Raw genomic sequence first — 13,147 nt, 5'->3', positions numbered from 1 at the left:
CCTGGTGAAAGGTCTCGCTGGTGAACGACGAGGTTTCGGTCGCCGAGCTGCTGGTGCGCGAAGGACACGAGCGACGGATTCCGCCGCCGTCCCGGTCCCGGTGGCGCATGGTGTCGGTGATGCTCGCGGTGATCGTCGGCTGTGGTGCGGCGGCGATGCTCGTCTCGTACGGGACCACGGCGAACGACGGGGCCGCCCGGATCACCGAGATGCGCGTGATCGAAATGCCGGACCGCACTGGCGGCGCCGGCGGCGTCGATGAGACCAACCCGCCCACGCCCACCGGCGAGGAGACCGAAGAGGGCACTGCCGGCGTCGGGGACGCGCCTTCGACCAAGGCGAACGTCAATCCGTTCGGCGAGCACAGCACCCCGGACCATCCGGCCGATTCCGCGCCGGCGCATCCGTCGTCCAGCGAACGGCCGGAGACCACCAGCCCGACCGGGCCGACGCAGCCGTCGTCCAGCTCGGCGAGTCCGCCGAGTTCAAGCCACCCGTCGACGCCGAGCAGCCATGAGCCGCCGTGCGTGCTGAACCTCATTTGCCTGTGACCCTGAGCGCGCGCTGAGCTTGGTCCGCGCGATACCGCGGAACCCGGCATGATCGGCCGCGTGCCGAATACAAAGCTGCGCTCCTGGCTCCTCGAAGGCGAGCACAAGCGCGCCCAGCAGATGACCGGTGGCAAGCGGGAGACCAAAAAGGCCGAACAGCCGTGGTGGAAGGTCATGTGCCTTACCGGCGTCGACTACTTCTCCACGCTCGGCTACCAGCCGGGGATTGCCGCGCTCGCGGCCGGAGTGCTGTCACCGCTGGCCACTGTGGTGCTGGTGGTGCTCACGCTCGCGGGTGCGCTGCCGATCTATCGCCGGGTCGCGCGGGAGAGTCCGCATGGCCAGGGGTCGATCGCGATGCTGGAGAAGCTGCTGTCCCGGTGGGGCGGCAAGCTGTTGGTGCTTGCGTTGCTGGGGTTTGCCGCTACGGACTTCGTCATCACGGTCACGCTGTCCGCGGCGGATGCGACTGCGCACGTGATCGAGAATCCGTTTGTTCCGGCTGCGCTGCATGGTGGGCAGGTCTGGATCACGTTGGTGCTCATCGCGTTGCTGGGGGCGGTGTTTCTCAAGGGGTTCGCTGAGGCGATCGGGGTCGCGGTCGTTCTCGTCGGGGTTTATCTGGCGTTGAACGTCGTGGTGGTGGTTACCGCGTTGGCGCACGTGTTCGGGGCGCCGCAGTTGATTGTGGACTGGCAGAATTTGCTGATCAGCGAGCATCCCAATCCGTGGTTGATGGTCGGGGTGGCGCTGGTGGTGTTTCCCAAGCTCGCGCTGGGGTTGTCCGGGTTCGAGACCGGGGTTTCGGTGATGCCGCTGGTTCGCGGGGACAGCGGGGACACTGAGGCGGATCCGGTCGGGCGGGTTCGGAATACGCGGCGGTTGCTGCTTACCGCGGCGTTGATCATGAGCGCGTTTTTGATTACGTCCAGCTTCGCTACTGCGGTGTTGATTCCGCAGCAGGAGTTTCAGGCTGGGGGGAAGGCTAACGGGCGGGCGCTCGCCTATCTGGCGCATAGTTATCTCGGTGATGGGTTTGGCACGGTTTACGATGTCAGCACTATCGCGATTCTGTGGTTTGCTGGGGCGTCGGCGATGGCGGGGTTGCTGAATATCGTTCCTCGGTATCTGCCGCGGTATGGGATGGCTCCGGATTGGGCTCGGGCTACTCGGCCGTTGGTGATCGTGGTTTCGGTGATCGCGTTCGTGATCACGTTGATTTTTGACGCTGATGTCGAGGCGCAGGGCGGGGCGTACGCGACTGGGGTGTTGGTGTTGATCTCGTCCGCGTCCGTTGCGGTCGCGTTGTCTGCTCGGCGGCTCAAGCAGCGGGCGTTTTGGGGTTATCTCGTTATTACGCTGGTGTTTTTGTATACGACGATCGCCAATATCGTGGAGCGGCCGGAGGGGGTGAAGATCGCTGCGTTCTTTATTGGGGCGATTGTGGTTACCTCATTGGTCTCTCGGGCTACTCGGTCGTTGGAGTTGCGGGTTGAGAAGGTTGAGTTCGACGCGGCTGCGCAGCGGATCTTGGACAAGGCGGTGCGGTCCGGGGCGGTTCGGATCATTGCCAATGAGCCGGATGCCCGGGACGAGGCGGAGTATCGGGAGAAGGAGCGGGAGGCCCGGGAGGACAACCATATTCCTCGGGACAGTGCGTTGTTCTTTCTCGAGGTGACTATCTCGGATGCTTCGGATTTTGAGACTACGTTGCGGGTGCATGGGGAGAAGCGGGCCGGGTATCGGATTTTGCGGATGAAGAGTCCGTCTATTGCCAACGCTATTGCTGCGGTGTTGTTGCATGTTCGGGACGAGACTGGGGTGCAGCCGCATATTTACTTTGCTTGGACGGAGGGGAATCCGTTCAAGTTTTTGGTTCGGTATTTGTTTTTTGGGGATGGGGATGTGCCTCCGGTTACCCGGGAGGTGTTGCGGAGGGCGGAGCCGGATCCGCAGCGGAGGCCGTTGGTGCATGTGGGGTGAGGGGTCGGCTCGTCGCCTGGCGGCGACATTGCTGTTGATGGGTTGCGTGGGGCACCCCGAAGCCCAATTGTGCTGACGGGCGGTGGGTGCTTGTCAAGGCGGGAAAGATGCCTTGACAAGCACCCACCGCCCGCAGGGAGGCTTCGTATCGGGGTGCGGGGGAGGGGCTGGGTGCCTCGCTGTTTGGGTGCAGCGGTTGCGGTTTTGTGTGCTGCTTACGGCAGTAGGTCTTTCTCGCGTTTTTGGCCTAGGTGGTTGAAGAGCAGGTTTAGTGCGAAGGCCAGTATTGCTGCGACGGTGATTGGGCTCCCGCAGATTGTTCGCAGCCAGGCTGGGAAGTGTTGGAAGAACACCGAGTTGCCGAAGCGGTCTAGGCCGAAGGCGGGCAGCAAACCGACGCCGATCGCCACGGAGGCCACGAAACCGTTGTGGTTGCCGGAAAACTCGACCTTCTTGAGTGTCTGCACGCCGACCACCGCGACCATCGCGAACATCACTACCGCGACGCCGCCTACGACTGGTTCCGGGATCGCGGCGATGAACGCGCCGATCTTCGGCACCAGGCCCATCACGATCAGCATGCCGCCGGTCGTCGCGACCACCCAGCGGCTGCGTACGCCGGTCATTTGCACCAGGCCGACATTCTGTGCGAACGCGGTGTCCGGGAAGGAGTTCATGAAGCCGCCGAAGATGGCTGACAAGCCGTCGGTCGCCAGGCCGCGGGAGAGGTCCGCAGGGGTGACCGGGCGGCCGGTGATCTCGCCGACCGCGATCAGGTCCGCGGTGGTTTCGGTGAACGACACCAGCATTACCACGCACATCGACACGACCGCGGCGACCGGGAACGTCGGTGCTCCGAAGTGGAATGGCGAGGCCAGGCCGAACCAGCTCGCGTCGCCGACGCCGGAGAAGTGCGTGCGGCCCAGGGGAATCGCGATCAAGACACCGGCGATGAGGGCGACTAGCGGGCCGATCTGGCCCAGGAAGCCGCGCAGGACACGGGTGAACAGGACGACCAGTGCGATCACGCCGAAGGCCAGTCCGAGGTTCGCCGGATCGCCGTAGGACGGGTCGCCGGTGTCGTGGCCGCCGATCATCGCCGTGCCGGGGCCGAGCAGGGAGATGCCGATGACCAGCAGCAAGCTCCCGGAGACCAGCGGCGGGAAGAACCGGATCAGCGCGGCGAACGGCCGGGCGATCAGCAAGCCGAAGACGCCCGAGGCGATCATCGCGCCGTACACCGCGGTGAGACCGTACTGCGCGGCGATCAGGATCATCGGGTTGACCACGGTGAACGTCGCGCCCGCGACCACCGGCAAGCGGACGCCGAACAAGCGTCCGATGCCGACCGACTGGACCACAGTGGCCAGTCCGGCGACGAACAGGTCGGCGTTCACCAGCAGCGCGATCGACGCGTTGTCCAGGTGCAGCGCGCTGCCGATGACCAGCGGCACGGCGATGCAGCCGGTGTACATGATCGCCATGTGCTGCAGTCCGAGCAGGAGCAGCCGTCCGGCGGGAAGGCTCCGGTCGACCGGGTGCGCGGCGTGGGTCATGAGCGGCTCCTTCTGTGTGGTCCCGCCGGATTATCGCTGCACATACCGCCGGTTTGTGTGTGACCATGCCAGCATGACTGCACGACCTCCGTTCCGTGCCGATCATGTCGGGAGCCTGCTGCGGCCGCCGGTGCTGCGCGAAGCGCGGCGCGACCACGCGGCGGGGGAGATCTCCGCCGAACAACTGCGAGCCGTCGAGGACGACGCGATCCGCGACGTCGTGAAGATGCAGAAGGCGGCCGGTCTGCGCTCCGCGACCGACGGAGAGTTCCGCCGGGCCTCCTGGCACATGGACTTCATCTACCAGCTCGGCGGCGTTTCGCGCAGCGACGAGCGGCTGCACGTGAAATTCCACAATCTGGCAGGCGACCTCGAGTTCAGCCCGCCGGGCCTGCAGGTCGACGGCAAGGTGCGGCTGGACAAGCCGATCTTCGCCGACCACTTCGAGTTCCTGAAGGCGCACACCGACCCGGGCATCACCCCGAAGCTGACCATCCCGTCGCCGAGCATGGTCTATTACCGCGGCGGCCGGGCGGCGGTGAGCGAGACCGTGTACCCGGAGCTGGACGAGTTCTTCACCGACCTCAGCGCGGCGTACGCGGAGCAACTGCGGGCGATGAGTGGGCTGGGCTGCACGTATCTGCAGCTGGACGACACGAGCCTGGCGTATCTCAACGACCCGAAGCAGCGCGAACTCGTCGCCCGCATGGGCAGCGACCCGGACACCATGCACCTGCGCAACATTTCGACGATCAACGCCGCGCTCGCCGGAAAACCGGACGACCTGACCGTGACGACGCACCTGTGCCGCGGCAATTTCCGCTCGTCGTGGGTGGCTTCCGGGAGCTACGAGTTCGTCGCCGAGGCGTTGTTCGGCGACCTGGCGGTGGACGGTTTCTTCCTGGAGTACGACGACGAACGCTCCGGCGGCTTCGAGCCGTTGCGGTTCGTGCCGAAGGGAAAGCGGGTCGTGCTCGGGCTCGTCACCACCAAACGGCCGGAGCTGGAAGACCCGGACGCGCTGGTGCGGCGGATCGAGGAAGCGTCGCGGTACGTGGACGTGGACCAGCTGTGCTTGTCGCCGCAATGCGGGTTTTCGTCCACTGAGGAGGGAAACGACCTGACCGCCAGTGAACAGCTCCGGAAGCTGGAGCTGATCGTTTCGACGGCGGAGCGGGTCTGGGGCCGCTCGTGAAGGGAACCTTCACGGACGTTCGGTGAGGTAGCGCGACAGCTGGGCGGCCCCGTCCAGCATCGCGTGCGCCCGAGCAGCGAGCCGGGAACGCCAGGTACGCAAGGCTTCTTCCAACGGCCCGACCCCGCCCGCGTGCCGGACCTGCTCCAGCACCGCGGCGATCCGGGCGAGCGGGTAGCCGCCGCGGCGCAGTTGATGTGCGAGGCGGGCGTCGCGCACCGCGGCCGGTGGGTAGCGGCGGTTTCCGGCTCGGTCTCGCTCCGGGTGGACGATCCCGGCGGCCTCCCATTTGCGCAGCGTGGCGGGATGCACGGACAGCTGGTGCGCGAGCGCGCCGATCGACGGCACGGTCTGGCGTACGTCCGGTTCCTGGCTCAGGTTTCGCAGCGCGTGCTCCACTTCGGTCAGCGTGTGGCGGTCGCGCAGCAGTTCGGCGTGGCCCTCGTCGATCAGCTGGAACGCGGTGTCTTCCGAACGCTCGTTGACCGCGCGGAGGATCGCTGCCGCGCGGGCGTGACCGAAGCCGGGGCGCAGGGCGAGGAAGGCGCGCAACGCTTGCGCGTGGTGTTCGGTGTACGTCCGGTAGCCCTGCGGTCCGCGTTCGGCGGGAGGGAGGATGCCGTCCTCCTCGTAGTTGCGGACGGCCTGGGTCGACAAGCCGTGCTCGCGAGCGAGGTGCTTCGGCCGCATGTCACCTCCGGTTTGAGGGTTTCCCGCCATTCAACCAGGTGATTCGCAGCAAAGTGCCAACGGAGAGTTCAACGATACGGTCAAAGCAATGCAGACCTTTGACGATTTCCTCGCCCGCCGTTCGCCGACCCTGCTCGGGCTGGGAGAGCCCACGCACTGGGCCGAGGCCTTCCCGTTGTTCCGCAACGAAATCTTCCAGCACCTCGTCCTCGAACACGGCTACCGCTCGATCGCGCTGGAGAGCGACTGCCTGGCCGGACGCCTGGTCGACCGCTACGTGACCACCGGCGAAGGCGACCTCAACCAGGTGCTCGCCACCGGGTTCAGCCACGGCTTCGGAGCGTTCCCTGCGAACCGGGCGCTGGTCGAATGGCTGCGCGACCACAACGCCGGCCGCGAGCCCGAGGACCAGGTCCGCTTCCACGGTTTCGACGCTCCGCTGGAGATGGCCAGCGCGCCCAGCCCGCGCGCGGTGCTCACCGAACTGCACGGTTTCCTGTCCCAGCACCTTGACGCCGTGCCGCACGACGTCGCGACCATCGAGCGGCTGGCTGGCGACGACGCGGCCTGGGCGGACGAAGCGGCGATGTGGGACGGGGCGAAGTCCATCGGGGACAGTCCAGAAGCGCGGGAGCTGCGGTTGATCGCCGACGATCTCGCCGGCTTCTTCGAACGCTCTCGCCCGGCGTTGCCCGACGGCGGAGACCTGCTCGCCCGGACCGCGGTCGGGCTCTGCCGCTACCACTCGCTGATGGCCGATACCTCGTCGGAACGATTCAGTCGGCTGGGGGCGCAGCGCGACGCGATGATGGCGGACAACCTGCTCGCGCTGCCGGGCACCTTCGTCTCCGCGCACAACCAGCACCTGCAGCGGCGCGCGGCCTCGATGATGGGTGCGCAGTGGTGGAGCGCGGGCGCGCAGGTCGCGCACCGGCTCGGGGACCGGTACGTGTTCATTGCCACCGATTTCGGCTCCTCCGATGCGGTAGGGGACCCCGCGCCGGGAACGCTGCAGGCGTATCTCGCCGCGACGGTGCGGGACCGTGAACTGGTCGAAACCGCCGGAATCGACCCCGGGCTGCCCGCGCGGCCGGGCGACGGACGCGGGTATCTGCCGTTCGACGCGGTCGAGGCGGCGGACGCGATCGCGTTCCTGCACCGGGTGTGACGGCCGCTCCTCGACGGCCTCGGCCGAGGTGTGCTCAGATGGAGCCGAGATGTCGGGAGGAGCGAGATGAGCACCGAGACCGTTCTCGTCGTCGGCGGTGGGCAAAGCGGATTCCAGGCCGCGGCGTCCTTGCGGGACAAGGGGTTCGCCGGCCGCGTGGTCCTGATCGGCGACGAGCCGGGGGTGCCGTATCAGCGGCCGCCGCTGTCGAAGGCGTACCTGGCCGGCAGCGCCGGCGTCGAGCAGCTGGTGCTGCGGCCGGAGGACTACTTCGCCGAGAAGGACATCGAGCTGGTCCGCGGCCGGGTCGCCGCGATCGAACGGGACGCGGCGAAAGTCCGGCTCGAGGACGGCACGGAGCTGGGTTACGACCATTTGGTGCTGGCCACCGGCGCGCGCAACCGCGCGTTGCCGGTGCCCGGCGCCGACCTCGAAGGCGTCCTGACGCTGCGCACCCGCGCGGACGCCGACCGGCTGCGGGCTTCGCTGGACGCGGCGGGCGACGTCGTGGTGATCGGCGGCGGGTTCATCGGACTGGAGTTCGCCTCGCACGCCGGTCGCCCGGTCACCGTGGTGGAGGCGCAGGACCGGCTGCTGGCGCGGGTCGCGTCGCCGGAGATCTCGGAGTTTTTCGCCGAACACCACCGGGCGGCCGGGCACACGGTGGTGCTGGGCGTCGGGGTGACCGCGCTGCACGGGTCCGGCCATGTGGAGTCGGTCGAGCTTTCGGACGGGCGGCGGCTGCCTGCGGACCTCGTGGTCGTCGCGGTCGGCGTGCTGCCGGAGACGGCGCTGGCCGAGGCAGCCGGGCTCGAGGTGCGCAACGGCGTGGTCGTGGACGAACACCTCCGCACCGCGGACCCGAAGATCTTCGCGATCGGCGACTGCGCGTGCTTCCCGTGTGTGCAGGCCGGTGCCGCGACCCGGTTGGAATCCGTGCAGAACGCCGTGGACCAGGCCCGTTCGGTGGCCGCGGCGATCACCGGGGAACCGGCGCGGTACGACAGCCTGCCGTGGTTCTGGACCGACCAGACCGGCGCGAAACTGCAGATCGCGGGCATCCTCGCGGCCGCGGACCGGACCGTGGTGACCGGTGATCGGTCCGCCGGGAAGTTCTCCGTGCTGTCCTTCCGCGACGACGTGCTGATCGCCGTCGAATCGGTCAACCGAGCCCCGGACCACATCGCCGCGCGCCGGTTGTTCGCCGCGGAACCACGTCCGGCGTACGCGGATCTGGAGGCCAGCTCGTTCGATCTGAAAGCACACCTGAAGTCGCGCACCGCGGCTTGATCGGAGGTTCCGTTGCGCACGCAGGTCGCCGTGATCGGCGCTGGCCCGGCTGGGTTGCTGCTGTCGTATTTGCTGCACCAGGCGGGTGTCGAAGCGGTCGTGCTCGAAGCCCGCGACCGCGAGTACGTGCGGCAACGCGTGCGCGCCGGGGTGTGCGAACAACCGACGGTCGACCTGCTGACCGAGATCGGCCTCGGCGGCCGGTTGGCCGCGGAAGGCTTGCCGCACGAGGGTTTCTCGCTCCGGTTCGACGGTGCTGACCACCGCATCGCGCTCACCGAGCTGACCGGAAAGTCGATCACGGTGTACGGGCAGCAGGAGATCGTGAAAGACCTCGTGGACGCGCACGAGGCCGCGGATCTGCCGCTGCACTTCGAAGTTTCGGACGTTTCTCTGTCCTCATTGGACACTTCGCGTCCGGTGGTGCGTTACCGGGATGCGTCCGGGGTGGAGCAAACCCTGGAATGCGACGCGGTGGCAGGCTGCGATGGCTTCCACGGCGTCTCGCGTCCGTCCATTCCGGACGGTGTGCTGACGACGTTTGAACGGGAGTACCCCTTCGCGTGGCTGGGGGTGCTGGCGCAGACCCCGCCGTCGCACGAGGAGCTGATCTACACGCATCATCCGCGGGGATTCGCCTTGCACAGCATGCGTTCCCCGGACGTCACGCGGCTGTACCTGCAGGTTGCTCCCGGAGAGGACCTGGCGGCGTGGTCGGACGACCGGATCTGGACGGAGCTGTCGACCCGCCTGGCGGTCGAGGGCGAGTTCACCCTGCAGGAGGGGCCGATCCTGGACAAGGGCATCACGCCGATGCGAAGCTTCGTAACCGAACCCATGCGCCACGGCCGGTTGTTCCTGGCCGGGGATGCCGCGCATATCGTCCCGCCGACCGGAGCCAAGGGAATGAACCTGGCGGTGGCGGACGTCGTGGTGCTTTCGCGGGCCCTGGTTGCTTTGCTGCAGGGGGATTCGACGCTGGCGGAGTCCTATTCGGACACTTGCCTGCGGAGGGTGTGGCGGGCGGAGCATTTCTCGTGGTTCATGACGACGATGCTGCACGTGGACCCGGATGCGGACGCGTTCGCCCGGCGGCTGCAGCTGTCGCAGCTGAGGTACACGGCCTCGTCTAGGGCGGCGGCGACGAGTTTGGCCGAGAACTACGTGGGGTTGCCGTTCGCCTGAGCACGCCAACCTGGTCAACCCAAGGTTGACGCCCGTCAATCGTCAACCTACAGTTGACGGCATGACCGACTCCGTGAAACTCGACGACCTCATCAGCGCCATCAAGGCCAACAACGAAAAAGACGCCCTCGCCCAGCTCACCGACGCCGTGTACGTCGGTCAGCATCTCGGCGAGGTCGCGGACCACCTGATCGGCCACTTTGTCGACCAGGCCCGCCGCAGCGGGGCTTCCTGGACCGACATCGGGGCCAGCATGGGCGTGTCCAAACAAGCCGCCCAGAAGAGATTCGTGCCGAAGAGCGACGATTCCTCCGGCGGGATCCAACGGACGTTCGGGCGCTACACCGACCGGGCGCGGCACGTCATCGTGGCTGCTCAGCAGGCGGCGATCGAGGGCAAGAGCGCCGAAATCGACACCGTGCACCTGGTGCTCGGCCTGCTTTCCGAACCCGACGCACTGGCCGCGGGCGCGATCGTCGCCCAAGGCGTGACGTTGGAGGCGGTGAAGGAAGCCGCGGAGGCGAAGCTGCCGGAACCGGTCGACGACGCGCCGGATCCGGTGCCGTTCGCTCCGGCCGGCAAGAAGGCGCTGGAACTGACCCTGCGCGAGAGCTTGCGGCTCGGGCACAACTACATCGGCACCGAGCACATTCTTCTCGCCTTGCTGGAACAGGGCGAGGGCGCGGGGTACGAAATCCTTGCCGCACTGGGGGTCGACAAGGGCAAGGCCGAAACGAAGATCAAGGAATTTCTCGCGGAAATCCTCGGCACCTTGGGGAAATGACCGCCATCGCGCTCGCGGTGCTGTTCGTGCTGACCCTCCTCTAGCAAAGAAGGGCTCTCCCCAGACCGGGGAGAGCCCTTCCGCAGCACCAAAATCAGGCTTCGACCTCGGACTGGTCCCCAGCCCACAGCGTGTGGAACGAGCCAGGGCGGTCCACCCGCCGGTAGGTGTGCGCGCCGAAGAAATCGCGCTGTCCCTGCACCAGCGCAGCCGGCAGCCGGTCCGCGCGCAGCCCGTCGTAGTAGGCCAGGGCGGTCGAGAAGCCGGGCGTCGGGATGCCAAGGCGGACCGCCGTCGAGATGACCGAACGCCACGAGTCCTGCGCGTTTTCGACCGCGGTCCGGAAGCCGCCGGACGTCAGCAGCGTCTCCAGCCCCGGCTCCGCGGCATAAGCGGACGTGATGTCGTTCAGGAACTTCGCCCGGATGATGCAGCCGCCGCGCCAGATCGCGGCGACGCGGCCCAGGTCGATGTCCCAGCCGTACTCCGCGGCACCCGCCTGGATCTGGTTGAAGCCCTGCGCGTACGCGACCACCTTCGACGCGTACAGCGCCTGCTCGACGTCGTCCGCGAAGGTCTCCAACGCAGAGCCGATGAGCGGCGTGCGCGTCGGGCCGCCCAGCCCGCGGGCCGCCGAACGCAACCCCGTGGACCCGGACAGCGACCGGGCGAACACGGCCTCCGCGATGCCGCTGATCGGCACGCCGAGGTCGAGCCCGATCTGCACGGTCCAGCGGCCGGTGCCCTTCTGCTCCGCCGCGTCCTCGACCACGTCGACGAACGGCTTGCCGGACGCGCCGTCGACGTGCTTGAGCACCTGGGCGGTGATCTCGATCAGGTACGAGTCGAGCCGTCCGGTGTTCCAGGCGCCGAACACGTCGGCGATCTCCGCCGGGGAGTAGCCGGCCGCGCCGCGCAGCAGGTCGAACGACTCGGCGATCAGCTGCATGTCGGCGTACTCGATGCCGTTGTGCACCATTTTGACGAAATGCCCGGCCCCGTCCGCGCCGACGTGCGTGCAGCACGGTTCGCCGTCGACCTTCGCCGAGATGTCCTCGAACAGCGGGCCGAGCGACTCGTAGGACTCCTTCGACCCGCCGGGCATGATGCTCGGCCCGTGCAGCGCGCCTTCCTCGCCGCCGGACACGCCGGTGCCGACGAAGTGCAGGCCGCGTTCGCGCAGCGCCTGCTCCCGGCGGCGGGTGTCCGCGAAGTGCGCGTTGCCCGCGTCCACGATCACGTCGCCCGGCTCCAGCAGCGGCGCGAACTCCTCGATGACGGCGTCGGTCGGGCCGCCCGCCTTCACCATGATCACGATCTGCCGCGGCCGCTCCAGCGCGTCGACGAACTCCTGCGCGGAGTACGCCGGGATGAAGTCGCCTTCGTCGCCGAACTGCTCGACGAGCGAGCGGGTCCGCTCCTCGGAGCGGTTGTGCAGGGCGACCGTGTGCCCGTGCCGGGCCAGGTTCCGCGCCAGGTTGCGGCCCATGACCGCGAGGCCGGTGACCCCGATGCTCGCCTTCTTGCTCATCCGAAACCTTTCCGAAAACCTCTGCCGGATTCCGAGCCTAGTCAACCCTCGTGAGTGGCAGTCCCGGTTAGAACCGTGATTGACACTCACGAGAAGCAGCGGATCGGGCCCCCGTTCCAGGCCAGCATGTCCTTCAGCGGAGCCACGAGATCGAGTGGCGCACCCCACCCTGCGCCGTCGAGTTCGGCGTACGCCCGGTGCAGGTTCCCGGCGAGGCGCTCCTGCTCGGTCAGCTCGGCGAACCGGCCGAGGTCGGTCGCCTTCGCCTGTTCCAGCGGCGAGCGCCCGGCCGCCTTGCCGGTTTCCGCCGCGCGCTGGACCAGCTCCAGGTAGTCGTCCACCGCGTCCACCGTCTCGAGCCCGCACACCGGGCCGTGTCCGGGCAGGATGACCGCCGGGTCGAGTTCGCGGATCACGTTCAGCGCGGCCCGCCAGCCCGCCACCGACCCCATCAGCGCGAACGGGCTGCCGCCGTTGAACACCAGGTCGCCCGCGTACAGCAGGCGCTGCTCGGGCAGCCAGGCCAGCACGTCGTTGGTGGTGTGCGCGGCGTGCCCGGGGTGGATGAGGTCGATCCGCGTCTGCCCGGCGTAGAGGGTGACCGTGTCGTCGAAGACCAGGTCGGGCACGCGCAGTTCGAGCGTGCCCCAGTCGCTTTCGGTGAAGACGCCCTCGTACCGCTGGATCCCGTCGGCCAGCAGCGTCTCGCGGGTCTTGCGGTGGCCGACGACGGTCGCGCCGCCGACCAGATAGTTGCCGTTGGTGTGGTCGCCGTGGTGATGCGTGTTGACAAGCGTTGTGACCGGGCCGACGGTGTCGCCGACGGCCGAAAGCAGCGCGCGCGTCCGCCGTTCGGTCGCGCATGTGTCGATAAGCACAGCGTGCCCGTCGGCGTCGACGAAGCCGCAGTTGTTGATGAACCAGGAACCGTCGGGCTGGACGTAGCCGAACGCGCCGTCTGCCAGCTGTTTGACGCTCGCCGCGTCAGGGGATCGATCGATCACGCGCACACTATGCCGCCCGCGCCGCCGCTGCGGGGCGTCGGCGGCTCAGCTGTGCCCGGAAGTCTCCTCTTAGTCCGAATGGAGTAGCCGAGATGTCCGCGGCGCCCGGAACTCGCTGCTCCGGCAGGGTGACCTGCCGGGTGACTGGCGTTCTCGCGCATTTCCTGAAACGCTGCCGGATGTCATCATCGAACTCCGTTGGGTCGCAGT

11 protein-coding genes are annotated in these 13,147 nt (G+C 67.7%); 7 read left to right on the top strand and 4 right to left on the bottom strand.

What is annotated here, in order from left to right:
- Nucleotides 1-20: 20 nt before the first annotated feature.
- Both F9C11_RS04710 and F9C11_RS04705 read left to right on the top strand, forming a co-directional pair.
- A complete protein-coding gene (locus tag F9C11_RS04710; protein ID WP_409183686.1) occupies nt 21-551 on the top strand; it encodes a hypothetical protein in 531 nt (176 codons plus the stop codon).
- A 48-nt stretch (nt 552-599) separates the two neighbouring features.
- The gene (locus F9C11_RS04705) at nt 600-2,534 is read left to right on the top strand and encodes an APC family permease (protein WP_409183685.1); all 1,935 of its coding nucleotides are present in this window, start codon (nt 600-602) and stop codon (nt 2,532-2,534) included.
- Nucleotides 2,535-2,749: 215 nt separating this feature from the next.
- Here F9C11_RS04705 and F9C11_RS04700 read toward each other — a convergent pair whose 3' ends face one another.
- Nucleotides 2,750-4,090, bottom strand: a complete 1,341-nt coding sequence (locus F9C11_RS04700; protein WP_409183684.1) for a nucleobase:cation symporter-2 family protein — start codon at nt 4,088-4,090, stop codon at nt 2,750-2,752.
- Between the two features lie 73 nt (nt 4,091-4,163).
- Between F9C11_RS04700 and F9C11_RS04695 the strand changes: the two genes are divergently transcribed.
- Entirely contained in the window at nt 4,164-5,285 is a 1,122-nt protein-coding gene (locus F9C11_RS04695; RefSeq protein WP_409183683.1) for a 5-methyltetrahydropteroyltriglutamate--homocysteine S-methyltransferase, read from the top strand.
- A 9-nt stretch (nt 5,286-5,294) separates the two neighbouring features.
- On the opposite strand, the gene F9C11_RS04690 is transcribed toward F9C11_RS04695, so the two are convergent.
- Nucleotides 5,295-5,975 (bottom strand): MerR family transcriptional regulator, encoded by a 681-nt coding sequence (locus F9C11_RS04690; protein WP_409183682.1) that lies wholly within the window; start codon nt 5,973-5,975, stop codon nt 5,295-5,297.
- Between the two features lie 88 nt (nt 5,976-6,063).
- Here F9C11_RS04690 and F9C11_RS04685 point away from each other — a divergent pair, with 88 nt between their 5' ends.
- The 4 genes from F9C11_RS04685 to F9C11_RS04670 all read left to right on the top strand — a co-directional run bounded on the left by F9C11_RS04685 (nt 6,064) and on the right by F9C11_RS04670 (nt 10,402).
- On the top strand, nt 6,064-7,143 hold the full coding sequence (locus F9C11_RS04685; RefSeq protein ID WP_409183681.1) for an erythromycin esterase family protein: 1,080 nt from the start codon (nt 6,064-6,066) through the stop codon (nt 7,141-7,143).
- A 66-nt stretch (nt 7,144-7,209) separates the two neighbouring features.
- Nucleotides 7,210-8,433 carry an NAD(P)/FAD-dependent oxidoreductase gene (locus tag F9C11_RS04680; RefSeq protein ID WP_409183680.1) on the top strand — a complete coding sequence of 408 codons (1,224 nt, stop codon included), beginning with the start codon at nt 7,210-7,212 and terminating at the stop codon, nt 8,431-8,433.
- 12 nt (nt 8,434-8,445) lie between these two features.
- On the top strand, nt 8,446-9,618 hold the full coding sequence (locus F9C11_RS04675; RefSeq protein ID WP_409183679.1) for a 4-hydroxybenzoate 3-monooxygenase: 1,173 nt from the start codon (nt 8,446-8,448) through the stop codon (nt 9,616-9,618).
- Between the two features lie 61 nt (nt 9,619-9,679).
- Nucleotides 9,680-10,402, top strand: coding sequence for a Clp protease N-terminal domain-containing protein (locus F9C11_RS04670; RefSeq protein WP_409183678.1), 723 nt, complete (start codon nt 9,680-9,682; stop codon nt 10,400-10,402).
- Between the two features lie 94 nt (nt 10,403-10,496).
- Here the strand turns inward: F9C11_RS04670 and gndA are convergent, their stop codons facing one another.
- Nucleotides 10,497-11,933: an NADP-dependent phosphogluconate dehydrogenase gene (gndA, locus tag F9C11_RS04665; RefSeq protein WP_409183677.1), complete on the bottom strand. Its 1,437-nt coding sequence runs from the start codon at nt 11,931-11,933 to the stop codon at nt 10,497-10,499.
- Nucleotides 11,934-12,019: 86 nt separating this feature from the next.
- Nucleotides 12,020-12,937, bottom strand: coding sequence for an MBL fold metallo-hydrolase (locus tag F9C11_RS04660; protein ID WP_409183676.1), 918 nt, complete (start codon nt 12,935-12,937; stop codon nt 12,020-12,022).
- Between the last annotated feature and the right edge of the window lie 210 nt (nt 12,938-13,147).

The organism is Amycolatopsis sp. VS8301801F10 (assembly GCF_046195355.1).
Taxonomy (GTDB): domain Bacteria; phylum Actinomycetota; class Actinomycetes; order Mycobacteriales; family Pseudonocardiaceae; genus Amycolatopsis.
This window is presented reverse-complemented; position numbering and strand designations above follow the sequence as displayed.